This window comes from Rhodococcoides fascians NBRC 12155 = LMG 3623, assembly GCF_001894785.1.
GTDB classification, from domain to species: Bacteria; Actinomycetota; Actinomycetes; order Mycobacteriales; family Mycobacteriaceae; genus Rhodococcoides; species Rhodococcoides fascians.
The window spans coordinates 1-26,508 of record NZ_BCWW01000009.1 but is presented as its reverse complement, the minus strand read 5'-3'; the positions used below and the strand labels follow the sequence as shown (position 1 = coordinate 26,508).

The 26,508-nt window shown below is 65.9% G+C and carries 31 protein-coding genes; 5 read left to right on the top strand and 26 right to left on the bottom strand.

Annotation, left to right across the window (positions count from 1 at the left end):
• Positions 1-36: 36 nt before the first annotated feature.
• Positions 37-1,335 carry an adenosylmethionine--8-amino-7-oxononanoate transaminase gene (locus tag RFA01S_RS18680; RefSeq protein ID WP_032407483.1) on the bottom strand — a complete coding sequence of 433 codons (1,299 nt, stop codon included), beginning with the start codon at positions 1,333-1,335 and terminating at the stop codon, positions 37-39.
• A 72-nt stretch (positions 1,336-1,407) separates the two neighbouring features.
• On the opposite strand from RFA01S_RS18680, the gene RFA01S_RS18675 reads away from it, so the two are divergent.
• From RFA01S_RS18675 to RFA01S_RS18665, 3 genes are read left to right on the top strand one after another with little or no spacing between them, the layout of a single operon-like run.
• Positions 1,408-2,754, top strand: coding sequence for a serine hydrolase (locus tag RFA01S_RS18675; protein WP_052060722.1), 1,347 nt, complete (start codon positions 1,408-1,410; stop codon positions 2,752-2,754).
• Positions 2,755-2,800: 46 nt separating this feature from the next.
• Positions 2,801-3,007 carry a hypothetical protein gene (locus RFA01S_RS18670; RefSeq protein WP_027498338.1) on the top strand — a complete coding sequence of 69 codons (207 nt, stop codon included), beginning with the start codon at positions 2,801-2,803 and terminating at the stop codon, positions 3,005-3,007.
• A 43-nt stretch (positions 3,008-3,050) separates the two neighbouring features.
• A complete protein-coding gene (locus RFA01S_RS18665; RefSeq protein WP_032365221.1) occupies positions 3,051-5,018 on the top strand; it encodes an acyl-CoA dehydrogenase family protein in 1,968 nt (655 codons plus the stop codon).
• 14 nt (positions 5,019-5,032) lie between these two features.
• Here RFA01S_RS18665 and RFA01S_RS18660 read toward each other — a convergent pair whose 3' ends face one another.
• The 15 genes from RFA01S_RS18660 to RFA01S_RS18590 form a co-directional block, all read right to left on the bottom strand.
• Positions 5,033-5,830 (bottom strand): cyclase family protein, encoded by a 798-nt coding sequence (locus RFA01S_RS18660; RefSeq protein ID WP_032407370.1) that lies wholly within the window; start codon positions 5,828-5,830, stop codon positions 5,033-5,035.
• Entirely contained in the window at positions 5,830-7,005 is a 1,176-nt protein-coding gene (locus RFA01S_RS18655) for a PQQ-dependent sugar dehydrogenase (RefSeq protein WP_032386198.1), read from the bottom strand. Before RFA01S_RS18655 ends, RFA01S_RS18660 begins: the two co-directional genes overlap by 1 nt.
• A gap of 85 nt (positions 7,006-7,090) precedes the next feature.
• Positions 7,091-7,294: a heavy-metal-associated domain-containing protein gene (locus tag RFA01S_RS18650; protein ID WP_027498341.1), complete on the bottom strand. Its 204-nt coding sequence runs from the start codon at positions 7,292-7,294 to the stop codon at positions 7,091-7,093.
• 21 nt (positions 7,295-7,315) lie between these two features.
• Positions 7,316-7,597: a metal-sensitive transcriptional regulator gene (locus RFA01S_RS18645; RefSeq protein WP_027498342.1), complete on the bottom strand. Its 282-nt coding sequence runs from the start codon at positions 7,595-7,597 to the stop codon at positions 7,316-7,318.
• Positions 7,598-7,613: 16 nt separating this feature from the next.
• Entirely contained in the window at positions 7,614-7,865 is a 252-nt protein-coding gene (locus RFA01S_RS18640; protein ID WP_032381257.1) for a hypothetical protein, read from the bottom strand.
• Positions 7,862-8,350 (bottom strand): transport-regulating membrane protein Mce1N, encoded by a 489-nt coding sequence (mce1N, locus tag RFA01S_RS18635; RefSeq protein WP_027498343.1) that lies wholly within the window; start codon positions 8,348-8,350, stop codon positions 7,862-7,864. The genes RFA01S_RS18640 and mce1N overlap by 4 nt, the downstream gene beginning before the upstream one ends.
• Complete coding sequence (locus RFA01S_RS18630; RefSeq protein ID WP_027498344.1) at positions 8,340-8,780, bottom strand: hypothetical protein; 441 nt, start codon at positions 8,778-8,780, stop codon at positions 8,340-8,342. Before RFA01S_RS18630 ends, mce1N begins: the two co-directional genes overlap by 11 nt.
• Positions 8,781-8,815: 35 nt before the next feature.
• Entirely contained in the window at positions 8,816-8,989 is a 174-nt protein-coding gene (locus RFA01S_RS27865) for a hypothetical protein (RefSeq protein ID WP_155288423.1), read from the bottom strand.
• A gap of 81 nt (positions 8,990-9,070) precedes the next feature.
• Positions 9,071-9,709, bottom strand: a complete 639-nt coding sequence (locus RFA01S_RS18620) for a hypothetical protein (protein WP_230591122.1) — start codon at positions 9,707-9,709, stop codon at positions 9,071-9,073.
• A complete protein-coding gene (hemB, locus tag RFA01S_RS18615; RefSeq protein ID WP_032407485.1) occupies positions 9,706-10,680 on the bottom strand; it encodes a porphobilinogen synthase in 975 nt (324 codons plus the stop codon). Before hemB ends, RFA01S_RS18620 begins: the two co-directional genes overlap by 4 nt.
• 112 nt (positions 10,681-10,792) lie before the next feature.
• Positions 10,793-12,355, bottom strand: coding sequence for a bifunctional uroporphyrinogen-III C-methyltransferase/uroporphyrinogen-III synthase (locus RFA01S_RS18610; RefSeq protein ID WP_027498347.1), 1,563 nt, complete (start codon positions 12,353-12,355; stop codon positions 10,793-10,795).
• 159 nt (positions 12,356-12,514) lie between these two features.
• The gene (gene hemC / locus RFA01S_RS18605) at positions 12,515-13,474 is read right to left on the bottom strand and encodes a hydroxymethylbilane synthase (RefSeq protein WP_032407371.1); all 960 of its coding nucleotides are present in this window, start codon (positions 13,472-13,474) and stop codon (positions 12,515-12,517) included.
• Complete coding sequence (locus RFA01S_RS18600; protein ID WP_032365215.1) at positions 13,471-14,868, bottom strand: glutamyl-tRNA reductase; 1,398 nt, start codon at positions 14,866-14,868, stop codon at positions 13,471-13,473. The genes hemC and RFA01S_RS18600 overlap by 4 nt, the downstream gene beginning before the upstream one ends.
• The gene (locus RFA01S_RS18595) at positions 14,865-15,677 is read right to left on the bottom strand and encodes a redox-sensing transcriptional repressor Rex (protein WP_027498350.1); all 813 of its coding nucleotides are present in this window, start codon (positions 15,675-15,677) and stop codon (positions 14,865-14,867) included. The genes RFA01S_RS18600 and RFA01S_RS18595 overlap by 4 nt, the downstream gene beginning before the upstream one ends.
• Before the next feature lie 155 nt (positions 15,678-15,832).
• Positions 15,833-16,114: a glutaredoxin family protein gene (locus RFA01S_RS18590; protein ID WP_027498351.1), complete on the bottom strand. Its 282-nt coding sequence runs from the start codon at positions 16,112-16,114 to the stop codon at positions 15,833-15,835.
• A gap of 204 nt (positions 16,115-16,318) precedes the next feature.
• Between RFA01S_RS18590 and RFA01S_RS18585 the strand changes: the two genes are divergently transcribed.
• Positions 16,319-17,254, top strand: a complete 936-nt coding sequence (locus tag RFA01S_RS18585) for an HAD family hydrolase (RefSeq protein ID WP_045840673.1) — start codon at positions 16,319-16,321, stop codon at positions 17,252-17,254.
• Positions 17,255-17,272: 18 nt separating this feature from the next.
• Here RFA01S_RS18585 and RFA01S_RS18580 read toward each other — a convergent pair whose 3' ends face one another.
• The 10 genes from RFA01S_RS18580 to RFA01S_RS18535 all read right to left on the bottom strand — a co-directional run bounded on the left by RFA01S_RS18580 (position 17,273) and on the right by RFA01S_RS18535 (position 25,629).
• Positions 17,273-17,761, bottom strand: a complete 489-nt coding sequence (locus tag RFA01S_RS18580; RefSeq protein ID WP_032365213.1) for a GNAT family N-acetyltransferase — start codon at positions 17,759-17,761, stop codon at positions 17,273-17,275.
• A 19-nt stretch (positions 17,762-17,780) separates the two neighbouring features.
• Positions 17,781-18,830, bottom strand: coding sequence for a lysophospholipid acyltransferase family protein (locus tag RFA01S_RS18575; RefSeq protein ID WP_027498354.1), 1,050 nt, complete (start codon positions 18,828-18,830; stop codon positions 17,781-17,783).
• On the bottom strand, positions 18,827-19,954 hold the full coding sequence (locus tag RFA01S_RS18570; RefSeq protein WP_228139283.1) for an NAD-dependent epimerase/dehydratase family protein: 1,128 nt from the start codon (positions 19,952-19,954) through the stop codon (positions 18,827-18,829). Before RFA01S_RS18570 ends, RFA01S_RS18575 begins: the two co-directional genes overlap by 4 nt.
• A gap of 201 nt (positions 19,955-20,155) precedes the next feature.
• Positions 20,156-20,257, bottom strand: a complete 102-nt coding sequence (locus RFA01S_RS18565; protein WP_003402602.1) for a 30S ribosomal protein bS22 — start codon at positions 20,255-20,257, stop codon at positions 20,156-20,158.
• 231 nt (positions 20,258-20,488) lie between these two features.
• Entirely contained in the window at positions 20,489-20,725 is a 237-nt protein-coding gene (locus tag RFA01S_RS18560; RefSeq protein ID WP_008713658.1) for a helix-turn-helix domain-containing protein, read from the bottom strand.
• 127 nt (positions 20,726-20,852) lie between these two features.
• The gene (gene proC / locus RFA01S_RS18555; protein WP_032407372.1) at positions 20,853-21,668 is read right to left on the bottom strand and encodes a pyrroline-5-carboxylate reductase; all 816 of its coding nucleotides are present in this window, start codon (positions 21,666-21,668) and stop codon (positions 20,853-20,855) included.
• Positions 21,669-21,686: 18 nt separating this feature from the next.
• On the bottom strand, positions 21,687-22,544 hold the full coding sequence (locus RFA01S_RS18550) for a thioesterase family protein (protein WP_032407373.1): 858 nt from the start codon (positions 22,542-22,544) through the stop codon (positions 21,687-21,689).
• Positions 22,545-22,564: 20 nt separating this feature from the next.
• Positions 22,565-23,407: a sugar phosphate isomerase/epimerase family protein gene (locus tag RFA01S_RS18545; protein WP_032407374.1), complete on the bottom strand. Its 843-nt coding sequence runs from the start codon at positions 23,405-23,407 to the stop codon at positions 22,565-22,567.
• 12 nt (positions 23,408-23,419) lie between these two features.
• The gene (locus RFA01S_RS18540) at positions 23,420-24,679 is read right to left on the bottom strand and encodes an Rv0497 family membrane protein (protein WP_032407375.1); all 1,260 of its coding nucleotides are present in this window, start codon (positions 24,677-24,679) and stop codon (positions 23,420-23,422) included.
• Entirely contained in the window at positions 24,676-25,629 is a 954-nt protein-coding gene (locus RFA01S_RS18535; RefSeq protein ID WP_032365208.1) for a Ppx/GppA family phosphatase, read from the bottom strand. Before RFA01S_RS18535 ends, RFA01S_RS18540 begins: the two co-directional genes overlap by 4 nt.
• Before the next feature lie 33 nt (positions 25,630-25,662).
• Here RFA01S_RS18535 and RFA01S_RS18530 point away from each other — a divergent pair, with 33 nt between their 5' ends.
• Entirely contained in the window at positions 25,663-26,460 is a 798-nt protein-coding gene (locus RFA01S_RS18530; RefSeq protein ID WP_027498360.1) for a DUF3109 family protein, read from the top strand.
• Positions 26,461-26,508: the final 48 nt, after the last annotated feature.

Here is a 26,508-nt window from a genome sequence, read left to right as displayed (position 1 = left end):
CACGACCATACTTGAACAGTGTTCAAGTATGGGTGTTCAAGTATGGTCGCGCGCCACCGCCACCATGGCATCGGCGATGGCTGCCACATCGGCATCGGTACAGACATACGGCGGCATCGCATAGACCAACCTGCCGAACGGCCGCAGCCAGACACCTGCGTCCACGGCGACGGCCGTCGCACGTGCTATGTCGACCGCGCCGGTCAGTTCGATCACCCCGATTCCGCCGAGCACGCGCACGTCGGCCACGCCCGGGAGCGACCGGGCCGGCTCGAGCCGTTCGGTCAGCACGTCTGCGACGGCGGCGACCTCGGCGCGCCAGTCGCGCGAGAGCAGCAGCTCCACCGACGCCACCGCGATCGCGCAGGCCAGTGGATTGCCCATGAACGTGGGCCCGTGCATCAGACCGCCCGCCTCACTGTTCGACACCGTCTCCGCCACCTCGGTGGTGCACAGCGTCGCCGCCAGCGTCATGTAGCCGCCGGTCAACGCTTTGCCGACACACATGATGTCGGGTGCGATGCCCGCGTGATCGGCGGCGAACAGCTCACCGGTGCGGCCGAACCCGGTGGCGATCTCGTCGAAGATCAACAGCACGCCGTACTCGTCCGCGAGTTGGCGCAGTTCGACCAGCAGACGTGCGTCGTGGAAGCGCATTCCGCCGGCACCCTGCACGATCGGCTCGACGATGATCGCGGCCACATCGTTCGCATGCGCCGCGAGCACCTGCTCCAACTCGGCGACGTAGGCGGCGATACCCGCCGCATCGGACGCGGCGGGTGGCGCGGGCGCGAACACCTGCTGCGCCAGCACTCCGGTCCACAACCTGTGCATCCCGCCGTCCGGATCGCAGACACTCATCGGCGCGAACGTGTCCCCGTGATAGCCGCCCCGCCACGTCAGCAACTTCGTACGCCCGCTCTCACCCCGCCCACGCCAGTACTGCAATGCAATCTTCACCGCGACTTCGACGGACACGGACCCGGAATCTGCGAGGAACACCTTGTCCAGCCCGGCCGGCGTGATCGAGACCAGCAGCTCCGCCAATCGCGCCGCCGGCGCATGAGTGAGGCCTCCGAACATCACGTGACTCATGCGGTCGAGCTGGTCTCGCGCTGCCGCGTCCAGCACCGGATGCCGGTAGCCGTGCACCGCCGCCCACCACGAACTCATGCCGTCGACGAGTTGGCGGCCGTCGGCCAACGTCAGTCGAACCCCGGAAGCGCTGTCGACGACCAACGGTGTCGTCGTCGACGGAAACCCGCTGTAGGGATGCCAGAGATGCTCGGTATCTATTCGACGGACGTCGTCTGAAGTCAGCACGCCAGAGCACACTGCCACAGCACCCGACCGGCCGTACCGAGACTGGGCGGGTGGCGAAATGTCCGAATCCTTTAGCATTGCGACATGACGACGCGCACCGTGACGAGACTGGCAGGGGTGGTCGTGGCCGTAACTCTGACGCTGTCCGCCTGCGGGGGACCGTCCGAAACGCCGACGCCCACGACCACCACGGCACCGGCGTTCGCGATCGACACCTCGACGCCGCTGGGCGCGATCAACGACCGAATTCTGCAGTGGATCAACGCCGACGCCGCCCCGGATCCGGCGGCGGTGGACGCCGTCACCGGCGCGGAGCTGGCGGCAGCACTCGAGCCGATGGGCGGGCTCGTCACCCCTCTCGAGCAGTTGCGCGCCGGTGCGCCGAACGTGGCGACGGGTTTCGAGGCCGGACCTGACAGCGCCGTTCTTCGCTTCACCACCGCCGGCATTCCGGCCACGATCACCACCTCCCTCGGTGCCGACGGCACGCTCGACGGCATTCTGGCCAGTCCGGAAACTCCGAAGATCTCGTCCTTCGACGAGCTCGATTCCGCCCTGTCGAAGGTGGCTCCGAATTACTCCTACAGTGCGTCTCGTCTGAACGGCGGTGAGTGCGAGTCGGTGTACTCGGTCAATGCCGACGCGATGCTCCCGCTGGGATCGGTGTTCAAGCTGTACGTTCTCGGGGCGCTGACCGACGAGATCGAGGCGGGCAGCGTGCGATGGGACGAGCAGCTCACCATCCGCGACGAGAACAAGAGTGCGCCATCGGGTGAGCTGCAGAATCGCCGCGACGGCACGACGGTGTCGGTGCGCGAGGCCGCGGAGAAGATGATCTCGCTGTCCGACAACACCGCCACGGACCTGCTGATGGAACGCCTCGGTCGGGACCGCGTCGAGGCTCAGCTCGCCACGATGGGTCATAACGATCCCGCGGCGATGACGCCGATGATGGACACCCGACAGTTCTTCGTCATCGGGTTCGGGAATCCGAATCTTCGTTCCGAATGGGCGGACGCAGATGCCGACGCTCGCGAGCAGCTCCTGAAGCAAGCCGATTCCCGGCCGCTGGACATCGACTTCGAGAATTTTCTCGACAACCCGGCATCGGCCGACGGCGTGGAGTGGTTCGCCAACGCACAGGACGTGTGTGCGGCCGTGGGGTACCTGGCGACCGGCCCGTCGGCGGAGGAGAACCGTCGGATCCTGGCCATCACCCCGGGTGTGCAGCTCGATCCCGCTCGCTGGCCGTACTCCGGCTTCAAAGGCGGTAACGCTCCTGGCGACCTCGCCGCGGCGTTTTTGACAACCGACGCCTCGGGGCAGGACTGGATCGTCACCGAGCAGTTCCGGGCGGACGGTGCCATCGACCTGATCCCGTCCAGCTACGCGTTCCTGGTTGCGCAGGAAGCTTTCGCTCTGTTGAAGTGAGTGGGATTTGTAACACCGGTGTTACCGCTGGATTACACTCGTGTCTGTGGAGGCACAACACGAACCGGCTCAGCAGGCGTGGCCGACAGGCTTCAAAGAGTTCCTGGTCTGCGAGTTCACCGACTTCAGTCCCCTGGTGACCAGGGCCATGGAGGACAACTGCGCGTCGCTGTTCCACGACGGTCCCTACGGCAGATCCGGCTTCTGGCGGACCTTCCGGGCCGTGTTCCGAGAATTCGTCTGGCCGGTCTGAAGTTCCGGGCCTCACGGGCCGCGGCAAAAGGTTACCGTCGAGTATGGCAACCACAACGGATCACCTTCGGAACACTCTGGACGGCCGCTGGCGTGATGTGAAGAACGAGGCGCGCAAGCAACTCGCGCGCGACGAGTTCCGCCCGCATTACACACCGAACACCGTCATCGCCCGCACCAAGGCGCTCGAACAGCTCAAGCTTCTCGCCGCGGCCGGGGCTGCCGACAACGGCTTCAAGAAGGAACACGGCGGTACCGGAGACGTCGGTGCCGCGGTGACGATGATCGAAATGCTCGCGATGAGCGACCTGTCGTTGATGGTCAAGGCAGGGGTCCAGTGGGGACTGTTCGGCGGTGCCATCGAGAATCTGGGTACCGAGCGGCACCACGAGGCATACGTACCGAAGATCATCAACCTCGAGTTGCTGGGTTGCTTCGCGATGACGGAGACCGGACACGGCAGTGACGTGCAGTCTCTCGAGACGACGGCGACGTACGACCCGAAGACCGACGAGTTCGTGATCAACTCACCCACTCCGTCCTCACGCAAGGACTACATCGGTGGTGCCGCCGAGACCGCGACCGTCGCTGCCGTCTTCGCGCAGCTGATCACCGCAGGGCCGGGCGAGGAGCCCGAGGGCCACGGTGTGCACTGCTTCTTCGTACCGCTGCGGGACGAGAACGGCGACGACCTCCCCGGCGTGACGACCTCGGATTGTCAGTACAAGGGCGGACTCCCCGGCGTTGACAACGGCCGACTGATGTTCGACCATGTCCGCATTCCGCGGGACAACCTGCTCAACAAGTATGCCGACGTCTCTGCCGACGGCACGTACACCTCCCCCATCGAGAATCCGTCCAGGCGGTTCTTCACGATGCTCGGCACGTTGATCCGCGGGCGCGTCACAGTCGGTGGCAGCGCTGCGGCCGCAGCTCGTGTCGCCCTCGACATCGCGACGCGATATGCGTTGCAGCGCAGGCAGTTCGCTGCCCCCGGTTCCGATCAGGAAGTGCTGATCATGGACTACCTGGTGCATCAGCGTCGACTCTTCCCGCTCATCGCCAAGTCGTACGCACTGCAGTTCGCGCAGAACGAGCTGGTGTCGAAGATGCACGAGCTGCAGACTGCGGACAACCCGGATGCCGAGGAGCAGCGCGAGCTCGAGTCGCGTGCCGCCGGCCTCAAAGCCGCCAACACCTGGCACGCCACTGCCGCGATCCAGGAAGCACGCGAGGCATGTGGCGGCGCGGGTTATCTGGCCGAGAACCGACTGATCTCACTCAAGGCCGACACCGATGTGTTCACCACCTTCGAGGGCGACAACCACGTGCTCACGCAGCTGGTGGCCAAGGAACTGCTCACCGCGTACGCCGACGACGTGAAGTCGATGAGCCCGGTCGAGTGGGTCAAGTTCGCAGCCGACATGGTCGGCGATCGCGTCGTCAAACGCACTGCGGCGCAGGCGATCATGCAGACCATTCTCGATCGGCGTCAGGACAACGAAGAGGAGGGGTCGCTGTTCAACCGCGGCACCCAGGTCAAGATGTTCGAGGATCGTGAGGAGTACCTGCTGTCCACGGTCGCGCGCCGTCTGCAGTCGAAGTCGAAGGAGAGCAGTTCGTTCGACGCGTTCAACGCGGTACAGGACCACGTTCTGCACGCTGCGAGCGCCCACATCGACCGCATCATCTTCGAGGCCTTCATCGCCGGTATCGAGTCGTGTGAGGACGAGACCACCAAGGACCTGCTCGAGGAGGTCTGCGATCTCTACGCCCTGTCGGTGATCGAGGACGACAAGGCCTGGTTCATCGAGCATCGCTACCTGTCCACCGAGCGCTCCAAGGCAGTGACTCGCGCTATCAACGAGCGGTGCCGCACCCTGCGTCCGCATGCGGAGTTGCTGGTCGACGGCTTCGGCGTGCCCGAGGCTCTCGTCGGTGCCGCGATGCTCGGCGAGCCCGGAGCGGGTACCGAGGAAGAACCGGCCGGAAACCCCAGCCACGCGCACTGACGCGTAGTCGGGGGTCAGCCGGGAGAGATCGCGAAGACCCGGCAGGGACCACCGGTCGCGCCCGCGTGCTTCGGTGCGCCGACGACGACCGTGGCCCCTGCCGGGGGCACGGCATCCAGATTCGCCAGTGCCTCCACTCCGTATCGGCCCGCGCCGAGTACCGCTGTGTGCGCTGGATAGTCGCGGTCGCTCATCCGATCGAGACTGAGCGTGTCGACCCCGATTCCGACGACGTTGCGCTCGCGCACCAGCATCCGTGCCGCGTCACCGCCGAACCCGGGTGCGGCACGTTCGGCGAGCCGGTCCTGCCATCGACTGTGCATGACCACCAGTGCGCGATCGGGTATCCGTCCGTGCTCGCGCTCCCACCGGGCGATGTCCTCGGTCGTCACGACCGATTCCGGATCCGACGCGGCCCGCGCGGAGATGTCCAGCACGACCAGCGGGGCGATCAGGTCTTCCAGCGGCAGGATGTCGGCCGTCGCACCGCCGCGCACTCGATGCGCGGGGGCATCGATGTGCGTGCCCGTGTGCTCGTAGTACGAGAGCTTGTTGACGAGGAAGCCGCCCAACTCGTAGGCGGCGACCGGGTGCATCGAGAACGGTTCGTTACCCGGCCACACCGGAAACGTCGGACTCAACGTGTGCGTCAGATCGATCAGTCGACCTGCGGGGATCGCCGCTGCGACCGCCGGTGCGGCGTGTGCAGCACCGCCGGCCGCAACCGTCAGGGCAGCTGCCCCCAACGACCCGAACAGCGCCCTACGTCCGATTCTGCGGTGAACAGTTTCGACGACCTCGGGGCCGCACATCAGTCGGCAGCGGGGGTGACGAGCAGAACCTTGTCGTCGGATCCGTTGTCGGTGGTCAGCAGGAAGGCCCCGTCGCTTCCGAAGCTGGTGAGCGAGCGCAGCCGACCGTAGGTACCCACCAGGGCGTCGGCTTCGTCGACGTAGTCCGTGCCGTCCTCGGACAGCTTCAGGAACACGAGCTTCTCGCCCTGCTGACTCGACACCACTGCGGCACCGTTCCAGGAACCCCATCCCGCGCCGTTCGCGAACGTCAGGCCGGGGGTTGCGATCGTGGGACTACCCGAACTCCACACCGCCGCGCGGGCCCCGGGCACCCGGGTGGGATCGGTCATCGGCACCGACTCGTCGTAGACGAACGGCAGCCGATCCGGCCGGTAGCCGTAGTTGCCGCCGGGGACCAGCAGGTTGAGTTCGTCGTCCCTGGTGGTGCCCTGCTCCACCTCGTAGATGTCCTGAGTGCCGGGTCGTATTGCGAGCCCCTGCACATTGCGATGACCGAGCGTGAAGACGCGGCCGGGTGCATCGGCCGCCGCCGAGCCATCGGCGTTGATGTGCAAAACCTTCCCGCCCAACGAGTTTCGATCCTGCGGCACCGACGGCGACGCGGTGTCGCCGGTTCCGATGTACAGGGTGCCGTCGGGGTGGGCCAAGATGCGGCAGCCGCCGTGGCGACCACCGTCGGCGACGGGGATGTCGTCGACGAGTGTGCCGGTGCGCGTCAACTCGGTCCATGCAGAGTCGACGGTCCACGACACCACGGCGATGTGGTTGTCGGTGCCCCCGCCCGCACTACCGGTGCCCGCACTGCCGGCACCTGTTCCCTGACCCTGCACGCCCTGGCAGGTGTAGATGGTTCTGGATGTGGCGAAGTCCGTCGCCAGTGCGATGCCCATCAGGCCTGTCTCGCCCGACGCGTAGAGATCGCCGAGATCCGCTTCGAGCTCGCGAGTGGCACCGCCGACATCACGAATGACGAATCGTCCCGCTCGCTCGCCGGTCAGCACCGTCCCGTCGGGGGCAACCACGGCATCCCACGGTTTCGCGAGCCCGTCGAGCACGGTGGTGACCGTCAGGTCGGGCAGCGGATCGGCCTGTGCCGTCGCGCCCGTCGAGCATGCCAGCGTCAGGAAGACGCTGGCGGCGAGTACACCGGAACTGGACACCAGCTTGTTCATCCACACTCCTGACGACGATCGGCCACCAGCCCGATATGACCGGTATCACACGATCATAAACACACCGAGGAGATGGCCGACGCAGTCAGGACGCGATTCGGTAGCCGGCTTCTTCGATTGCGGCGTCGACGGCAGCTGCGTCGAGTTCCGCGTCACTGCTGATCACGACGGCTCCGGTGTCGACGTCCACATCGACGCCCGTGACGCCCGGAACCTCGGACACTTCTTCCTTCACCGACGCTGCGCAATGCGCGCACGTCATACCCTCGACGGAGTAGGTCGTCTGCATTTTGTTACCTCCTGTGCCTGGTCAGGAACGAACGAGACGCGCAATGGCCTCGGACGCCTCTTTGACTTTCGCGTCTGCTTCGGGTCCGCCCTGCCGCGCGGCGTCGACGACGCACCCGGCGAGGTGGGCGTCGAGCAGCTTCAGCGAGACGGACTGCAACGCCTTCGTCACCGCAGATACCTGGGTGAGGACGTCGATGCAGTACCGGTCGTCGGCGACCATGCGTGAAATGCCGGCCACCTGCCCCTCGATGCGACGCAGTCTTTTCAGCAGGTCGTCCTGTTCGGCGCTGTAGCTGCTCATGCCGTCGATCATACCCCTACCCGGTATGGGGAGGGTCGACCGTCAGCAGTCGACGGACGCCATCGATGGCAACCAGTCCCCCGACGATCACTGCGAGGGCGGCGACCGCAATCCACGACCCCGAGTAATAGGTGCCCGTGTACGCCGGAGAGACGTCGGGAACGGCGGCGAATTCGGTGGTGCGAACGCCTGCCTTCCAGCACACCACCGCGCAGATCACCGCGAATACTGCGAGGACCAGTTCCACCCAGCCGACGGACTTCCTCACACGTACTCCTGCTTCGCCGTCTCGAGTGCGGCGCGTAGACCGTCGTCGTCCTTCGCCCACGCTTGCACCAGTCCGCCGCCGACCAGTCGCAGCCCGATGCCGTGCCGTTTGCGCGGCACCCCCGAGAGCTCCCCGAGAACGCGTGCGGTTTCCCACTTCTTCGGCTCGTATTCGCCGTCCTCGTACTCGGCAGGAGGGAAGATCTCCGTGATCTCGGCGACGTCGACGGTTTCGGTCCCCTGGCGCAGCTGCCGAGTGGTCAGCTCGACGCTGACATGCATCCGGGCTGCGCGGAGCTGTACGTAGGTCAGTCCGACGAGAATCAGCGAGAACAGCGCCAGGGCGAACCAGTGGATCACCGGTCCCGACGCCAGCTCGACCGCGAGCACCACCAGACAGAACGCGGGGCCCCACAGCAGGGCGCGCCAACGGCCACCGGGCTCGTGGAACAGAACGGGGTCGGTGCCGCCGAGATCATTGCTCACGGACGAACCACTCTCGCGCCGACGGGCGATACACCAGCACCGATGCAACGACCAGCGCGATCGTGATGATCAGCAACACGAACGGGAAGACGAGCGCGGCGAAGGTCAAGAGCAGCGCGGTGGCCCCGGACAGCGCCACCAACGCCCGTCGGAACCGTCGGTCGCCACCTCGGACGGGGCCCGACATCAGCCCCACTGCCAGGCCGACCACGCCGAAGATGACACCGAGACCTCGGAACACGGTCAGAAAAGAGTCGATCTGTTCGTCGCTCGCGCCGCCGTCGGTGAACGACGCGCGGATCTGATCGACGGGCAACGTGAGCGCGATCATGCAGACGACGATCAGCATCACTGCCGACGCCAACCACAACCAGTACGCGGTGGAGACCACCCGGGGACGAACCATCGATTCGTCAATGTCAGCACTCACGCTCGACATACTGCCACCGCGCGGCGGCGCAGAGTTCAGCCGGCAGAAATTCCCAGCGCCATGATGGCGATGGCCGCCGACACGGCGAGCAGCAGACCGAGCAATGCCCACCCGGGCCTGCCGTTCTCGGCGGGACACGCGTTGCTCTCGGCCGCCGCGATCGACTCCGGGAGGGCACGACTGGGCGGCACCGGAATGTTCTCTGCCATGTTCGATCCGATCACTCGATACTTTTATCGAAAGTGATGGTAGTCACACCGACGGGCTCGGCGCGCGGAACACGCTCGAAATCAGCGCTTCCGCGAGGACAGGAAGTACTCGTTGGATTCCTTGCGGTGCATCAAGTAGATCGCACCCGCAGCAAGCACACCTTGGCCGATGCTCAGCACGCTCATGACGATGTTCATCGCACCGGTACTCGATGCGATCGCGAACAGGTCGAGAATCGTCGTGAACACGGTGATCGAGCCGATGATGGTCAGCAGCATGCGCGCCCACATCTTGCCGGCGCGCATCCGCTTCACCCAGAACAGGAACAACGCACCGAATCCCGCGACGACGAACAGCGTCACGACGAGCATCACCGTCACCATCGACTGCGTGGACTCGACGGTCATGTCCGCCGCCGCACCCTGTGCTGCGAGGTCGTCGAGCAGAGACTGCGCGAATTCCGCGCGTGCGCCGAACAGCGTCCACACCGAGTACAGCGCCGAGATCGCACCGATCAGCGCAACTCCCCACCACAGGTGCCGGGCAGTCTCCACATCCACCGGTGCCGGGCGAGCGGCCGGCTCGAGCTCGGGACCGGACTGAGGGAAGCCGTGTTCGAGCTCCCAGCGCTGCCAGTCCGGTTGCAACGGAGGATTGTTCGGCACGTTGCTGTCAGGATTGCTACCGTCCGCGTTGTTGCTCGGAGGAAAATCGTTCACAGCCAGCCCGCCACTTCGGTTGCCCAGTAGGTCAGTACGACATCTGCACCGGCGCGCCTGATGCCGACGAGCGATTCGAGGACCGCGGCGTCCCGGTCGATCCACCCGTTCTGGGCAGCGGCGGTGATCATGGCATACTCCCCCGAAATCTGGTACGCCGCAACCGGAACCGGTGACATCTCGGCCACGTCGCGGAGAATGTCCAGATACGACATCGCCGGCTTGACCATCACCATGTCGGCACCCTCGGCAAGATCGAGCTCGACCTCGTGGGTCGCCTCACGACGGTTGGCCGCGTCCTGCTGATACGTCCGACGGTCACCCTGCAGCGACGAGCCGACCGCTTCACGGAACGGTCCATAGAACGCAGACGCATACTTCGCCGAATACGCCAGCTGCCCCACCTCGACGTGACCGGCCGCATCGAGTCCAGCACGAATGGCACCGACCTGGCCGTCCATCATGCCGCTCGGCCCGAGCAGGTGCGCTCCGGATTCCGCCTGCGCGACGGCCATGTCGACATACCGCAGCAACGTCGCGTCGTTGTCGATCGAGCCGTTCTCGCTCAGCACACCGCAGTGGCCGTGCGAGGTGAACTCGTCGAGGCAGGTGTCGGCCATGATGACCGTCGAGTCACCGAGATCGGCTTTCAGACGGGCCAGGCCCCGGTTGAGGATTCCGTCGGGATCCGTTGCCCCCGAACCGTTCTCGTCCTTGTCCTCGATCTTGGGGACACCGAACAACATCACGCCGCCGACACCGGCTGCGACTGCTTCCTCGGCGGCCCTGCTCAGCGAGTCCAGCGTGTGCTGGAACACTCCGGGCATCGAGCTGATCGCGCGGGGCTCGGAGATGCCGTCGGCGACGAACATCGGCAACACCAGATGCCGTGGCTGCAGCGACGTTTCGGCCACGAGGCGGCGCAGTGCCGGAGTGCGGCGAAGGCGTCGGGGACGGTCGGTGGGGAACAAGCGAACCTGCCTCACTTGGTTCGTCGTGCGCGTTGTGTGTGGCCGGAGCTACGCACAACGCGCACGAGGCGCATTCAGCGCCTGCGTGACTTCTTACCGCCTGCGTGACTTCTTACCGCCTGCGTGACTTCTTGCGCGGTGGCGGCAGTGCACCCTCGGCCCGCAGCCGAGCCGCGTGTTCTGCCAGTGCCTCGACCAGCGGTCCGACCTGAGCCGACTCCGGCTGCACGTCCACGCGCAGACCGAACTCGACGGCCGTCTCGGCGGTCTTCGGGCCGATGCACGCGACGAGCGTGCGAGCATGCGGCTTACCTGCGATACCGACCAGGTTCCGCACGGTGGAGCTCGAGGTGAAGCACACCGCGTCGAATCCACCGGTCTTGATCATCTCGCGGGTCTCGGCGGGGGGTGGCGCTGCCCGGACGGTGCGGTAGGCCGTGACGTCGTCGATCTCCCAGCCGCGTTCGCGCAGCCCTTCGGCGAGCGTCTCGGTAGCAATGTCGGCGCGCGGCAACAGAACTCGATTGACCGGGTCGAAGACCTCGTCGTACGGCGGGAAGTCCTCGAGCAGTCCGAGCGAGCTCTGCTCCCCCGACGGAACGAGTTCGGGATTGATGCCGAACGAGCGCACCTTGGCCGCGGTTGCCTCACCGACACAGGCGATCTTGACGCCGGAGAACGCACGCGCGTCCAGGCCGAATTCCTCGAACTTCTCCCACACCGCGCGAACGGCGTTGGTCGAGGTGAACACGACCCACTGGTAGCGGCCGTCGACCAGGCCCTTGACCGACCGTTCCATCTGAGCCGGGCTGCGCGGGGGCTCGACGGCGATGGTCGGAACTTCGATGGGGATGGCCCCGTGCGTGACGAGGCGATCGCTCATCTCGCCGGCCTGATCCTTGGTGCGCGGCACCAGCACGGTCCAGCCGTACAGTGCGCGAGACTCCCACCAGGACATCTTGTTTCGCCCGGAGACGACCTTGCCGACGGTGACCACCAGAGATCCGACGAGCTCGGATCCCGCGTCGTTGAGGGTGGCCAGTGTTGCCTCGACGGTGCGCTGCTGACGGGTGGTGCCGCGCACGGTGATGGCTGCAGGTGTCTGCGGTGCCAGGCCGTGTTCGACGAGGGCACTGGCGGTTTCGGCCAGGTGCCCCGCCGTGGCGTGCAACACCAGCGGGCCGGGAGCAGCCGCGAGTGCAGCCCAGTCGACCTCGCCGCGAACGTCCGCTTCGGTGTGGCCGGAGCCGAGTGCCATGCCTGCGTAACTGGGTACCGCGGAGCCCGAAGGCAGACCGGGCAGCACCTCGAACGGCACGTGAGTGCGGGCCACGGCACTGACCTCGGCGATCACCGAGTCGGTGGTCAGCGGATCTCCCGAGACCAGACGCACCACATCGTGGCCGTTCTTGGCTTCGGCGAGAAGGGTTTTGGCGACCTCGGCGGGCTCGCCCAGTGCCGGGCGCACCTCGACCCCGTTCTCACCCGTCTCGGCATCGCGAGGGACGTCGGCACCGACGAGAGCGGTGACACCCTTGTCGACGTCGGGATCGGTGAAAGCGAGCTCGGCCGCTCCGAGCACTTCCCGTGCCCGGACCGTGAGCAGAGCCGGGTCACCGGGCCCGGATCCCACGAACAGGATCCGTCCGTTGGTGTTCTTGCGGACTGGGCTCATCGGTTGTTCTCCAGTGCTGTCTTGTATGGGTACTGCAGTTCTATCGGGGTTGCGGTGCCCCGTTTGGGAATCAGCCGGGCAGTGGCGATCGACTCTCTTCGCACTACGGGACGGGTCGCCGCGCGTTTGGCGCGTCCGCGAACGGGTGCCGTTATTGCCCTAGACATGAGATCCGCCCTGTGATGGTTCGGTGACCGAAACGAGTTCGCGTGCACCGAGATCGAGTAGTTCGCGGGCCAGTTCGCGGCCCAGTTCCTCGGCCCGGTCGGGTGACCCGACGATCGACGCGCGAATGGTGTCGCTACCGTCGATGGCCGCGACGCAGCCGCGCAGCGACAACTCGTCGAAGATGCGGCCGTCCTCGTCGATGGACTCGACGACCTCGGCGATCGCACCCACCGGCGCGGTGCAGCCGGCTTCGAGTTCGGCGAGCAATCCGCGTTCGGCGGCCACTGCCGCCCGCGAATGTGCATCGTCCAGTGTGGCGATGGAGGCAGCGAGATCGGTGTCGCCACTGCGGCATTCGACGGCCAGTGCACCCTGTGCGGGAGCCGGCAGCAACTGCACCGGATCCAGCGCTTCGGTGACGACGTCCAACCTGCCGATACGGGACAGTCCCGCCCGCGCGACGATGACGGCGTCGAGCTCACCCGAGGCCACCTTGCCGATGCGGGTGTCGAGGTTGCCGCGCAGAGGTCGAACGTCCAATCCCTGTCCGAGAGCACGCAATTGAGCAATACGGCGGGGCGCGGAGGTACCCACCTTCGCGTCGGCCGGCAGCTCACCGAGCACGAGCCCGTCGCGGGCAACCAGTGCATCGCGGGGATCTTCACGCTCCGGAATGGCAGCGATGGTGAAGCGCTCGTCGGCGGCGGTCGGCAGATCCTTGTACGAGTGCACGGCGATGTCGACGGTGCCGTCGGCCAGGGCCTCACGCAACGCCGCGGTGAACACTCCGACGCCGATGGTCTGCACCGGTGCAGCCGACAGGTCGCCCGCGGTCTTGACGATCACCAGTTCGGCTTCGACTCCCGCCGCAGCGAGAGCCACCCGAACCGTATCGGCCTGAGTGGTCGCGAGAAGGCTTCCGCGAGTACCGATCTTCACGACGCCGGTCATTCCTGATCCCCCTCGGCGGTGGTTCCGGGGCGAAGATCGGTACGGCTTGCCGTGAAGTCGTCGACCAACTCCAGGGAACCGATTTCCATGGGAGTCGCCACGGCCTCGACCGAACCGGGGCTGAGCTCGAACAATTCGCGCAGCGCCGCAGCATAGGAATCTCCGCCGGGAGTGCTGGCGAGCTGCTTGACGCGCACCGTCGGTGAATGCAGCAACTTGTCGACGACGCGGCGCACGGTGCGGGCCACTTCGTCACGCTGCGGGGAGTCGAGCCCGGGCAGCCGCGACTCGAGCCGCAGCAGTTCCCCCTCGACCACCTCGGCGGCGCGCTGGCGCAGCGCTGTGACGGTGGGGGTGACCTCGGCAAGTCGTTGTCCCGCAAGGTAACCCGAGAGCTCGTTGGAAACGATCTCGCGTGCGGCCGACGCGTCGTTCGCGGCAGCTCCGGCAGCGGGGTCGCGCTGCAGGGATTCCATGTCGAAGACGGTGATGCCCGGCAGACCGGAGACGGCCGGGTCGACGTCGCGCGGTAGTCCCAGGTCGCAGATCACGAGCGGCCGGTCTGCGTCGCGGCGGGCGAGTGCGAGGTGGGCGTCGGCGATGGAGACGACGGCCCCCACCGCACCGGTACAGGTGACGAGGATGTCGGCGGCGGCCACTGCGTCGGCCAGGTTCTCGAGCGCGACCGAGGAGGCGGTGATTCCGTTCGAGACGGCGTTCTCGGCCAGGTGGTCGGCTCGTTCGCGGGTGCGGTTGACGACGGTCAGCGAGTCGATTCCGGCGCGGCCCAGGTGTGCGACGGCGAGTCCGCCCATCGCTCCTGCGCCGAGGACCACCGCGGTGCGGCCGCGGAGCGAGCCGCCGAACACGTCTGCGGCGCGGTCGAGAGCGACGGACACCACCGAGGCTCCGGCGGCGTCGATGCCGGTTTCGCTGTGCACGCGCTTGCCGACTCGCAGAGCCTGCTGCGCGAGTTCGTGCATGACGCGGCCCGATGCCTGCTGACCGTCCGAGGCGGCGTAGGCCGATCGAATCTGGCCGAGGATCTGCTGCTCTCCGATGACCATCGAGTCCAGGCCACTGGCCACGGCGAACAGGTGCTCGACGGCTGCCTCGCTGTACCGAACGTAGGCGTGCTTGGTCAGGTCGGCGATCTCGAGGCCGGAGTGCTCACCGAGAACTTCGCCGACGGCGGTCAGTGCGCCGTGGAACGCGTCGACGACCGCGTAGATCTCGACGCGGTTGCACGTGGAGACCACCATGACCTCGGAGATGTTTCCGCTGGCCATCAGTTTGTCGGTCAGTTTCGGGCGATCGGTGTCCGTGATGGCGACACGCTCGAGGACTGCGACGGGAGCGCTACGGTGCGATATCCCGACGAGAAGGACACTCACGGTGCAATCACCGATCCGTTTCTTGTCGAACTGTTGACTGGGCTTGGATTACCGGCGATGCGCGGGCCGTGACTGCGACCCAGACGCGAGGTGGAGGGCAGTGGTGACGCCGACACGGGCGTCGGCACCGGGGCTGTCACGATCGTCGGCCCGGACACGTTGCGGGAGCTGTTGAAGGACAGAACCTGCATCTCGACAGCCAGGTCCACTCGGCGTACTTCGACGTGGTCGGGGACGTCGAGCACCATCGGCGAGAAACTCAGGATGCACTCGACTCCGCCCGAAACGAACCGGCCCGCCACCTGGTGGACGGCCTCGTCGGGAGTGGCGATGACACCGATGGTCGCCTCGAGTTCGCGGCAGGCGTCTTCGAGCTCGTCGATATGCCGAACGGTGAGTCCCTCGACCTCGGTGCCGACTCGCGCGGGGTCGTTGTCGAACAGGCCGACCATGGTGAATCCGCGACGTGCGAAACCGCCGTATCCGGCGAGGGCCTGACCGAGGTTGCCCACACCGGCCAGTACGACGCGGTGGCCACGGTCGAGCCCGAGAGCACTGTCGATCTTGGCGCGCAGGCGCGCGACGTCGTAACCGACTCCGCGCACACCGTTGGGTCCGAGGAACGAGAGATCTTTGCGCAATTTCGCAGATCCGACGCCTGCTGCGGTGGCAAGCTCTTCACTCGAGACGATGAGAACGCCTTCGTCTGCAAGGATCGAGAGGACCCGCAGGTATGTCGCCAGACGAGTGACCGTAGCCTGAGGGATGACCCGCTCTACGCCGCTGGGCGACGGGCGCTCTTCGGTCACGTCTGGGGCTCCTCGTCCGAACGGCGTCGATGCCGGTCTTCACGCTGATCCTGCGTTCGTGTCTATTTCACGAATGCTGTTCACACCACGGTAACTGCTTGTGAACGAATGAACAAAGTTGCGCATACCGGCCCTCACCTGCACACGGAGAGCAATCACACGTTCTTAGGGTGCCCTGCCCGGCCCAGATCGGCCCGCAATCGGGGCACGTCGACCTCCCAGTAACTGTGCTCGACACCGTCGAGTAGCACCACGGGCACTCGGTCGCCGTACTCCGCGCGCAGGTCAGGCGATTCGGCCGCGGCCTCGTCCACGTCGATGACCGTCACGGCGACGCCGAATTCGGCGCACACCTCGTGGAGCACCGCGGACGCGTGGGTGCAGGAATGGCAACCTGCGCGGGTGAGAAGTGCCACGCCGGACGGAGTCGTTTCCATCCGTCCACTCTGACATGCCGGCAACAGAGACGAAGGTCACAGCTGCGCGGTGCGTCGGGAACTGTTCATCGTCGGTAGGTGCCGTCGTGCGACGCTCGTGTCGGACGCACGCATTAGGCTGCGAGTGACGTACTGGCGAGGGAGGTGGACGTGGTGACTGACGGGGGCACAGACCTGCCGATCGAGGACACGCCCGATGTCGACATGGTCGACACGAACGATCCGGACGGGGACAAGCAGCGCAAGCGGCGTATTCGCCGGATTCGCAATCCGTTCGGCCCGTCCGATGCGGAGGTACGCGCCAACGTCGCGGGTGAAGCGAGCGCCGATGCCGCTCTCGCCCTGCAGGTCGAGTCCGAGGGAGCGGTTCCCCGCGATCTGACCGCAGCCGCCTTCTTCGACGTGGACAACACCATGGTGCAGGGCGCGTCGATCATCCACTTCGCGCGCGGGCTCGCCGCCCGAAAGTACTTCACCACGGGCGACGTCGCCCAATTCGCTTGGCAGCAAGTCAAATTCAGGGTCAGCGGCAAGGAGAACAGCGAGGACGTGGCCAGTGGCCGCGAGAAGGCGCTCTCGTTCATCACCGGTCGTCCCACTGCCGAACTGAGCCGGCTCGGCGAGGAAATCTACGACGAGATGATCGCCGACAAGATCTGGGCGGGCACCCGTGCCCTCGCCCAGATGCACCTCGACGCAGGTCAGCAGGTGTGGCTGGTCACCGCCACTCCCCTCGAACTGGCGCAGATCATCGCCAAGCGGCTGGGCCTGACGGGCGCGCTGGGAACTGTCGCCGAGAGTAAGGACGGCGTCTTCACCGGCCGTCTCGTCGGCGACATCCTGCACGGCATCGGCAAAGCTCATGCGGTGCGGTCGTTGGCCGTACGTGAAGGCCTCAACCTCAAGCGGTGCACCGCGTATTCGGACAGCCACAACGACGTGCCGATGCTCTCGCTCGTCGGTACCGCGGTCGCGATCAACCCCGATCCGGACCTGCGTGAGCTGGCGAAGAACCGCGGCTGGGAGATTCGCGACTATCGCACCGGACGCAAGGCCGCCAAGATCGGTGTTCCCACTGCGCTGGCCCTGGGTGCGGTGGGCGGCGGTCTCGCTGCGGTGATCGGTCGCCGCAAGGCCTGACCTCGCCCGTCCGTCGGGTCAGAGCGTCAGTTGCATCAGGGTCAGGTCCAGCCAGCGCCCGAACTTGACCCCTACCTCCGGCATCTGTCCGACGCGAACGAAGCCGAACTTCTCGTGCAGTGCGATGGACGTGGTGTTCTCGGATTCGATGAACCCCACCAGCACGTGGATGTCGCCGCCTCGGGCCCGGTCGATCAATTCGCTCAGCAGGGCACTGGCCAGGCCGCGGCGATAGAAGTCGCGGTGGATGTACACCGAATGTTCCACCGAGTGCCGGTAGCCGCTCTTGACTCGCCACTGGCCGTACGACGCGTAGCCGGCGACCCGGCCGTCGACCTCCGCGGTGAGTACCGGGTACCCGGCAGCGATCCGTCCCTCGAACCACGCTGTGCGATCGGCGAGGTCCACCTGTTCCTCGTCCCAGATGGCGGTGGTGTTGGCGACCGCATCGTTGTGGATGTCGAGAATGTCGGGGAGGTCTTCTACCGTGGTGTCGCGAATATGCACTGGCAGAGGATAACCCGAGCTATCCGAGAAAGACGTTGCGTCTCTTGGCAAGCAGTCGGTACAGCGTGTGCTGAATGGTTTCGCGCACGTGGTCGGTCAGCTCGAAGAGCACCATCGGATCCTCGAACGCGGTGGCGTCGTAGGAGTCGGTGTGAATGGGCTTGCCGAACTCGATGTACCACTTCGACGGCAACGGAATCAGGCCCAGCGGCCCGAGATGCGGGAAGAACGGTGTCACCGGGAAGTACGGCATCCCCATCAGTCGTGCCAGCGGGGCGATGTCGCCGATCTTCGGGTAGATCTCCTCTGACCCGACGATGGAGCACGGAATGATCGGCGCACCCGTTCGCAGTGCAGCCGAGACGAACCCGCCGCGGCCGAACCGCTGCAACTTGTACCGCTCACTGAACGGTTTGCCGATGCCCTTGAAGCCCTCCGGGAACACGGCGGCAACTTCCCCGGTGCGCAGCAGCCGCTCCGCGTCGGGATTGCACGCCAGCGTATGCCCGGCCTTGCGGGCGATCGTGCCGACGCCGGGCATCTCGAATGCCATGTCGGCAGCCAACATTCGCAACGGCCGGTGGGCAGGGTGATGATCGCGCACGGCAACCGACGTCATCAGCGCGTCGACCGGTACGACTCCGGCGTGGTTGGCCACGACGAGCGCACCTCCCTCGGCGGGGATGTTCTCGATGCCCTTGACCTCGACGCGGAACCATTTGTCGAACAGCGGACGCAGCAGCGGCAGCCAGACGGCATCGGCGAAGTGCGGGTCGTAGCCGAACTCGTCGACGCTGTAGTCGCCGGCCAGGCGTCGACGCACGAATTCGGCGACCGAGGAGATCTGGTCGACGATCGCGGTCTTGGTGTCGTCGATCATCGACAGCACGGGTGCCGCTTCTGCGGCGATCGTGGCCGCAGAAGCGGCGGGGGTCGGGTCCACCAGCGGCGTCGGCTCACGTGGGTCGGCGTAGGCCGATGGGTGCCGCTCGCGTGAACCCTGCGCTGCGCGGGCGGACCGGGCGGACGCGCCGCCGTGCAAGGGAATGACTTTGGCCACGTCGCTCACCTGTCCGCTCCGGATTCTCGCGCCGTGTCGGCACTGCCGAGTGAGGCCAGGACGCGCGCCGCGGACGCCCCTGTGTCGACGGCCCCGAGCAGCCGATTCTCGATGGCGTCGACCCATTCGGTTCGGACGACCGGCCGAAGAGCCGCGCCGCGCACGAAGTCGTCGAACGCCTGGACTGTGGTCCACCGAGGCTCGAACCCGAGCACGGACCGCATCCGCGTGGTGTCCAGCCCGCAGCCGAAATGGAAGTAGTCGAGTTGCTCGGTCGTGAATTCGCGCATCATTCCGCCCATGAGCGCCCGCCCCACGCTCTTGAACAGTGGAAACGGCACCGGAACCTGCACTCGACCGGCACGTCGAATGGCCTGCGAGAGCATGATGGTGCCGTCGGCACCGATGTTGAACGTGCCTGCCGGCCCGCCGATGGTCGCGCGTTCGAGAGCCGCGAGGGCGTCCTCCTCGTGCAACAGCTGCATGCGCGCGTCGCGTCCGACGATGCTCGGAATCAGCGGTGACGTCATGTACCGCGAGATGGTGCCGTTGAGCCGCGGGCCTATCAGTGGGGCCATACGCAGAATCGATACCGCGATATCCGGGCGACGACGACCGAGTCCGCGAATGTAGCCCTCGATGTCGATGGTGTCCTTGGCGTACGCGCCGCTCGGTGGGCGTCGAGCACTCATCTCCTCGGTGAATTTCACCGGATCCTTGGCGCTGCATCCGTACACCGAGGAGGACGACCGCAGGACCACCTTCTCCACGGTCGGCGACTTCTGGCACACCGCGAACAGCTGCATGGCTCCGATGACGTTGAGGTCTTTCATCGTCGCGCGGCCGCCAGATTTCGGAGGCTTGGCGACCGTGGCCGCATGCACCACGGTATCGACGCCGGCGTTACGAATCACCTTGCCGATCAACGGGTTTCGAATGTCGGCACGAACGAATTCCGCGCGACCCATACGTCGCAGCAGATCTTTGCTCGGAGATTTCTCGTCGACGGCGATGACACGTTCGATGCGAGGATTCTGAGCGAGCCGGGTCACGAGGTATCCGCCGAGGAATCGACTGGCACCGGTCACGAGCACCACCCGGGGCGCGGCAACACCACGATCGCTCGGACTCACTGCGCCTCCCCAACTTCGGCTCCCGTGCCGAGCCTACTGGATCGACAGGTTTCCGCGAGGTCTGAAAGGAAAGGAGGTCCGAAAGGAAAGGAGGCCTGAAAGGAAAGGAGGTCCCGAAAGGAAAGGTGCCACTCGCCTTCGAACGAGCAGAGCCCGCCACCGATGGTGACGGGCTCGGCCGTGAAGCAGATGACGGCAGGCTTATTTGCCGAGTTTCCTGCGCTGCACGCGGGTACGACGAAGCAGCTTGCGGTGCTTCTTCTTCGACATGCGCTTGCGACGCTTCTTGATCACTGAACCCATGCGGGTGTCCTCACGTTCTTCTCTAGCGTTTTCGCGCACGCCGTTTGCGTACGCCTACCTGACAACCAAGCCCGAAGGCTTCGAGCCAACAACCTTGGTCACCGAGCTGGCGCTGGGGCCACGTACTCGCCCACGGCTGCACACCGGCTGGCTGGCACGACGAACGCCAATCCTACCGGTGTGAGCCGTGACTTACGAAACCGGCCCGGTCTTACGACCTAGCTACGTGCACTAGCCTGCGTCGAAGTACGAGGTCTCGAGATAGTCGTGTACCGCCTTGGCGTGCACACGAAAAGATCGACCCACCCGTACTGCGGGCAGCTCTCCGCCGTGCACCAGTCGGTACACGGTCATTTTCGAAACTCTCATCAGAGTCGCCACCTCGGCGACAGTGAGGAACTGTGTTCCGGCCAGAGCCGGTTGACCGTCCGGGGACGAACCCTTGGACGGCTTGTTTATAGACGCCATCAATCCACTTACCTCCGGCACGTCTCATGCGGCAGGCTTCCCCTCCTGCCGAACAGACACGCACGTGCTGCCCCCGAGCCTATAGGGACAGATGGGGTTACTGCGACGGGTGTGGGGAAAAGATTTTTTATTCTGCTGTGATGCCCATCTCAATCGATCGGGCGTTGGCTGCACCGAGAGCATCGAAAAACGCAGCTCGGAGGCCGTTTCGCTCCAATTCGCGCACCGCCGCGGCGGTCGTTCCGCCCGGGGAGGTCACGGCGTACCGAAGCTCGCTGGCGGACTCGTCCGAGCGATCCAGCATCGCTCCCGACCCCACCATCGTCTGTGCGACGAGTGCAGACGCGACATCCCGGCTCAATCCCAGGCCCACTCCCGCGTCGATCATGGCCTCGGCGACCAGGAAGAAATAGGCCGGACCGGACCCGGACACGGCCGTCACCGCGTCGAGCTGATGTTCCTTGACGACGACGACCTTGCCGACGGCCGACAGGATGGAGCGCACGAGCTCGAGGTGCTCGGCGCGGGCGTACTTTCCCGGGGCCAGCACACTGACGCCCTCCCCTACCAGCATGGGGGTGTTGGGCATGACCCGTACGACCGGGAATCCGGCGGGGAGCTTGGGCTCGAATTTGGCGGTGGGCACGCCAGCGGCGAGCGAGACGATGAGTTGTTCGCGGTCACCGTCGAGCTCGATCTTGGTGATCTGATTCAGGGCGCCCTCGACGTCGGCCGGCTTGACCGCCAGCACGATGACGTCGGCTCCCTCGGCCGCGTCGGCGACACTGGCGGTCAGTACTCCGAAGTCCTTCGCGATCTCTCTGGCGCGCGGCTCGGACTTCTCGGCGACCACGAGGTCGCGCACGGCGTGACCGGCCTCGAGGAGTCCCGCAATCAATGCCTCGCCGATCCGTCCGCCACCGATCACTGCAATTCTCGTCATACGGCCAAGCCTGCCATGTCAGTTCGAGCGCGGCACCATCGCCAACTGTCGGCTCTGCACCACCACGGCACCGGTCGAGTCGAGTATCAGGTGGTCCTCCTCGAACCAGGTGCTGCCGATGACGGAGCTGGTCGCCGCCACCCGCAGCCACCCCGGAGCCGGGCGGCGACGCAGATATGTCGTCAGCTGGACCGTCGGTGCCCAACCGAACATTCCGCGGTTCATCGTCACCGGGGCCGAGATGTCGCCTGCCATCAACGCGAAGAGCACCGACGTGTCGACGTCGGCTTCGTCGCCCGCGAAGGGGCGCACCCACAGTCGAATTTCGGCCTCACCCTGCTGACCGGTGAGAAACGATGCCGACGACGGTTCGATCCGCATCTCGCAGCCCTTGGCGACGTGCACGATCGACGCCATGGGGTGATCGCCTGCCACCGCGAGGGTGTCCGCAGGAGGCTCCGCGGCCATCGACGTCAGCGACAACGGGGTTTCGTGGTTCGGTTCCTCCGAGTCGGGCCGACCGAGGGTGACCACCGCCCGCACTGCGACACGTCCGGCCTGAGTCAGCTCGACGTCGACGTGCGAGACCTGCCTGCCGCGCTTGCGCACGATCGTCGTGAGCGCCACTTCGCCTGGGTCGGGCGCGGCCAGATAGCTGACGCTGACGGCCAAAGGCTGGATCTCGACCTGGGCCGGGTCGATCAGCACGATCTGCTGACGCGCCGCGGCCGCGCAGATGGCGAGCATCGCCCCGCCGTGCACTTTGGGGCCGATGGTCCAGGTGGAATCGATCGCACCGGCGAAGGACGCCGTGTCTGCGGAGACGTCGAGTGGGACCAGTGTGGTTGCGGCCCGGAACGGGCTGGTGGAACTCATTCCGGACAACTTACCGGCAGTCAGGACAGGTGTGCGCGGGCGAACTGCAGCGCCTGGTCCAGCATCGACGAACGCTCGGGCACCGTGCGCGCATTCTGAGTGTTGATCTCGATGACGGCTTGGCCGTCGAATCCTCGCCGCACCAGTTCGGTGCAGACCTGGGCACAGGGCTGGCTGCCGTGCCCCGGGATCAGATGCTCGTCCACGGACGCGCCGCGGCCGTCGGCCAGATGCAGGTGCGCTATCCCGTCGCCCATCCGGTCGAGCATCTCGAGTGCGTCCGAGCCTGCGGTCGCGGTGTGCGAGAGGTCGAGTGTGTAGTGGCCGTGACCGACGTCGGTCGGGTCGTACGACGGCGAGAACGCCGACAGGGCCGCTCCCGGGCCTCCGCGTCGTTCCAGCCGTTGGGCGGATTTCTCCTTGCGCCCGAAGAATCTGTCGGCACGCATCGGGAACATGTTCTCCACCGCGACCACGACGTGGGAGTTCGATTCCAGTTCCGCCACCTGATCGGCGAATCCATCGCTGTACTTGCGCTGCCAGCGGAACGGCGGATGCACGACGACGGTCGCCGAACCCAGCTTCTCGGCCACTTCGATCGACCGGGCCAGTTTGACGATCGGATCCGATCCCCACACCCGCTGTGAGATCAGCAGACACGGCGCATGGATGGCCTGCACCGGTATCGAGTACTCACGTGACAGCGCAGCCACCGCATCGACGTTCTGACTGATCGATTCGGCCCACACCATCAGTTCGACGCCGTCGTAACCCAGATCGGCGGCATAGCGAAACGCTGCCTCGGTGTTCTGCGGGTACACCGAAGCCGTGGACAATCCGACTTTGATTCGCTTCGCCGCCATCGTTGTCGAAACTCAGCCGGTACTGAGCTGGAAGGCCAACGGACCGAGCGTGACGAACACACCGACGGCTATGGCAATGACGATCGAGACCAGATCGTCGGTACGCCGGAGAATCCTCACCACGGCGACGAGACCGACGATGACCAGCACCGACAGCACCAGTGCCACCCATGGCAGCACGTCCCACAGCTGCTCGAAGCCCTTGAACAGCAGCGCACCGACGACGATCGACACGACGGCCTGCCCGATGAGCACCAGCCACTGCCGAACCGCGCCGCCCTTGCCCTTGACCGGGGACTTGTCCTTGCTTCCCGTGTCCTTGCTCGCCTTGTCCTTACTCGCCTTGTCCTTGCTCGCCGACTTGCGTCGATCGGCACGCGAGCCGGTACTCGCGGTGTCGGCGGTCGTCGAGTCGGCGGTCGTCGAGTCGGCGGTCGTCGAGTCGGCAGGGTCTTCGTCGGTGGTCGGCTTCGTGAGGTCGACCACCTCGGGTATGACCTGAGTGCCGGCCTCGTCGGCCGATTCATCAGTGGCCTTCTCGTCCGCGGTCTTCTTGTCAGCGGTCTTTTTGTCGGCGGTCGTCTTGTCGTCGACCTCGTTGCCGCGCGTGATGCGCGGGGTGACCGCGGTCTTCGCCAGGTCGTCCACCTCGACGAGAGCGGCATGTGGGCTCTCCACCAGCGGCGCACGCGAGGTGACGTCGGTCTTGGGTTCGGCGGATTCGGTCGAACGCGGCGGCTGGAATCCCGCCGATCGACGGGCCCGTCCCTGCTCGGCCTGGGTCGACCCGTACGGACGACGCTCCGATCCCTGCGCGGAAGGAGCAGCGGGCCGCAACCCGCGCGCGGTGTCGTCGTGCGATCGATTGAGCAGGTCTCCGGCGACGGTCGTGGAGCCCGACAGCAGTTCCGGTTCGGGCTGCTGCTTGTCGCGCTTACCCGCCGGTTGGTACGGGGTCGGGCGGGTGCTCTGGGGCCGGGCCGGTTGCGGCGTGGACGCCGCGGTCGTGTCGCCATCGGATGCACTGCTCGTGGGCTCGTTCGCAGCGGTATCGGGAGCTTCGTCCCGCGGCTCGTCGACGACGGGTGCGCTGCGGTCGCCGGGTTCGTCACGAACGACGGGAATCTCCCCGGTCAGTTCGGCCACGGAAATGCCGCCCTTGACGCCTCGCCGGCGTCGCCCTCCTGCCGTCAGGTTGGTCTTCTGGCCGTTTCTGGCCAACAGCTCGGCGACCGAGATCTGCCCGGTGTCTTCCGGGTTGGCGTCGCTCATCTCGAACTCCCCACCAGATCGCCGTCGGCTTCGGTGTCCAGCTTCCTCAAAATCAAACCTTCCCTCAGCGCCCACGGACAGATCTCGAGTGATTCCACCGACAGTGCCCGCATGCTCGCCTCCGCTACCAGCGCCCCGGCCACCAGTTGTGGTGACCTGTCGGCACTGATGCCTTCCAATTCTGCACGGTCGGCGGCCGTCATCCGCGATATGAACGCGATGAGTTGCCTCAGACCGCTCGCCGTCAGCGTTCTCGTCACTCGCGGACCGGCCGCGGAAGGCGCAGCACCGGTCAAGCGAGCCAACGAACGAAATGTCTTCGACGTTCCCACCGCGCGGTCCGCGTCGCCCGCAGCCAACAGTTCCTTGGCCGGTGTCGCGAGTTCGGCATCCAACCAGTCACGAAGCACGGCGATACGACGCTTTCCCGGAGGATCCTCGTCGAGCCAGTCCCGAGTCAGGCGGCCGGCACCGAGCTGCAGGGAGAACGCCACGTCGGGATTCTCGTCGCTGCCGCTGGTCAGTTCCAGCGATCCGCCGCCGATGTCGAGTCCGAGGATGCGCCCGGCGCTCCAGCCGTACCAGCGGCGCACGGCCAGGAACGTCAATCTGGCCTCGTCCACGCCGGACAGGGTTTCCAGGGCCACTCCGGTCTCGGCGAGAACCCGCGCGAGAACGTCGTCGGAGTTGTAGGCGTCGCGCACCGCGGAGGTGGCGAACGCCATCAGTTCACTGCAACCCGACCGAGCGGCAATGGCGGCGAACTCACGCACCTCGTCGACGAGCCGATCGGCACCCGCAGGAGTGATGTTGCCGAACGCGTCGGTGTTCTCCGACAGGCGCAACGTCGCCTTGCTCGAGCTCATCGGCGTCGGGTGTGCGCCACGGTGTGCGTCCACTACGAGCAGATGCACCGTGTTGCTACCGACGTCGAGCACCCCTAATCGCACAACCCCACGGTACTGGGTCTACCGTCGTCGTTTGTGACAGCAGGTCGTGAGCAGCAGTCGTTCGCTGCAGAGGTCGAGTTGGATTTCCCGCGAGAATGGGTCGAGTTTCCCGACCCCGACAATGCCGAACATGTCATTGCCGCCGATCTGACGTGGCTGTTGTCCAACTGGACCTGCGTGTTCGGTACCCCCGCCTGCCAGGGCACCGTCGAGGGTCGCCCCGACGACGGTTGCTGCTCGCACGGCGCGTTCCTGTCCGATGAGGACGACAAACGCAAGCTCGACGAGTCGGTGAAGTTGCTCACGCCGCAGGACTGGCAGCTGATGGACAAGGGTCTGGGCAAGAAGGGATACGTCGAATACGACGATCTCGACGACGAGCAATCTCTGCGCACGCGGCGGTACAAGGGTGCGTGCATCTTCCAGAACCGACCAGGGTTCGAGGGTGGCATCGGGTGCGCATTGCATTCGATGGCGCTGCGCAAAGGCATCGAGCCGCTCGAGGTCAAGCCCGACGTGTGTTGGCAGTTGCCCATCAGGCGCACCCAGGATTGGGTGACGCGTCCCGACGGCTCCGAGATTCTCAAGACCACCATCGGCGAGTACGACCGACGCGGTTGGGGCGAAGGCGGACTCGATCTGCACTGGTACTGCTCCGGCTCACCCGACGCGCACGTCGGAGCCAAGCAGGTGTTCGAGTCGTACAAGCCGGAATTGACCGAGCTGCTCGGCAAAGCCGCGTACGAGGAGTTGGCGTCCCTGTGCAAGCGTCGTCGTGGCCTCGGTCTGATCGCCGTACATCCGGCCACTCGTGAGGCCCAGCGTCGGTAGAGCGGCTGGCGCCGCACGTGAGTGGAAACTCGTAGCCGACTACGTGTT

Excerpts from the sequence above, each read along its gene's own strand:
- RFA01S_RS18545 (WP_032407374.1), bottom strand. The coding sequence starts at position 23,407 with ATGGCGGCGAAGCGAATCAAAGTCGGATTGTCCACGGCTTCGGTGTAC.
- RFA01S_RS18610 (WP_027498347.1), bottom strand. The coding sequence starts at position 12,355 with ATGAGCCCAGTCCGCAAGAACACCAACGGACGGATCCTGTTCGTGGGA.
- RFA01S_RS18590 (WP_027498351.1), bottom strand. The coding sequence starts at position 16,114 with ATGGAAACGACTCCGTCCGGCGTGGCACTTCTCACCCGCGCAGGTTGC.
- proC (WP_032407372.1), bottom strand. The coding sequence starts at position 21,668 with ATGACGAGAATTGCAGTGATCGGTGGCGGACGGATCGGCGAGGCATTG.
- RFA01S_RS18665 (WP_032365221.1), top strand. The coding sequence starts at position 3,051 with ATGGCAACCACAACGGATCACCTTCGGAACACTCTGGACGGCCGCTGG.
- RFA01S_RS18585 (WP_045840673.1), top strand. The coding sequence starts at position 16,319 with ATGGTCGACACGAACGATCCGGACGGGGACAAGCAGCGCAAGCGGCGT.
- RFA01S_RS27865 (WP_155288423.1), bottom strand. The coding sequence starts at position 8,989 with ATGGCAGAGAACATTCCGGTGCCGCCCAGTCGTGCCCTCCCGGAGTCG.
- RFA01S_RS18550 (WP_032407373.1), bottom strand. The coding sequence starts at position 22,544 with ATGAGTTCCACCAGCCCGTTCCGGGCCGCAACCACACTGGTCCCACTC.
- hemC (WP_032407371.1), bottom strand. The coding sequence starts at position 13,474 with ATGACCGGCGTCGTGAAGATCGGTACTCGCGGAAGCCTTCTCGCGACC.
- RFA01S_RS18540 (WP_032407375.1), bottom strand. The coding sequence starts at position 24,679 with ATGAGCGACGCCAACCCGGAAGACACCGGGCAGATCTCGGTCGCCGAG.
- RFA01S_RS18645 (WP_027498342.1), bottom strand. The coding sequence starts at position 7,597 with ATGAGCAGCTACAGCGCCGAACAGGACGACCTGCTGAAAAGACTGCGT.
- RFA01S_RS18655 (WP_032386198.1), bottom strand. The coding sequence starts at position 7,005 with ATGAACAAGCTGGTGTCCAGTTCCGGTGTACTCGCCGCCAGCGTCTTC.
- RFA01S_RS18560 (WP_008713658.1), bottom strand. The coding sequence starts at position 20,725 with ATGGCGTCTATAAACAAGCCGTCCAAGGGTTCGTCCCCGGACGGTCAA.
- RFA01S_RS18660 (WP_032407370.1), bottom strand. The coding sequence starts at position 5,830 with ATGTGCGGCCCCGAGGTCGTCGAAACTGTTCACCGCAGAATCGGACGT.
- RFA01S_RS18650 (WP_027498341.1), bottom strand. The coding sequence starts at position 7,294 with ATGCAGACGACCTACTCCGTCGAGGGTATGACGTGCGCGCATTGCGCA.
- RFA01S_RS18675 (WP_052060722.1), top strand. The coding sequence starts at position 1,408 with ATGACGACGCGCACCGTGACGAGACTGGCAGGGGTGGTCGTGGCCGTA.
- RFA01S_RS18565 (WP_003402602.1), bottom strand. The coding sequence starts at position 20,257 with ATGGGTTCAGTGATCAAGAAGCGTCGCAAGCGCATGTCGAAGAAGAAG.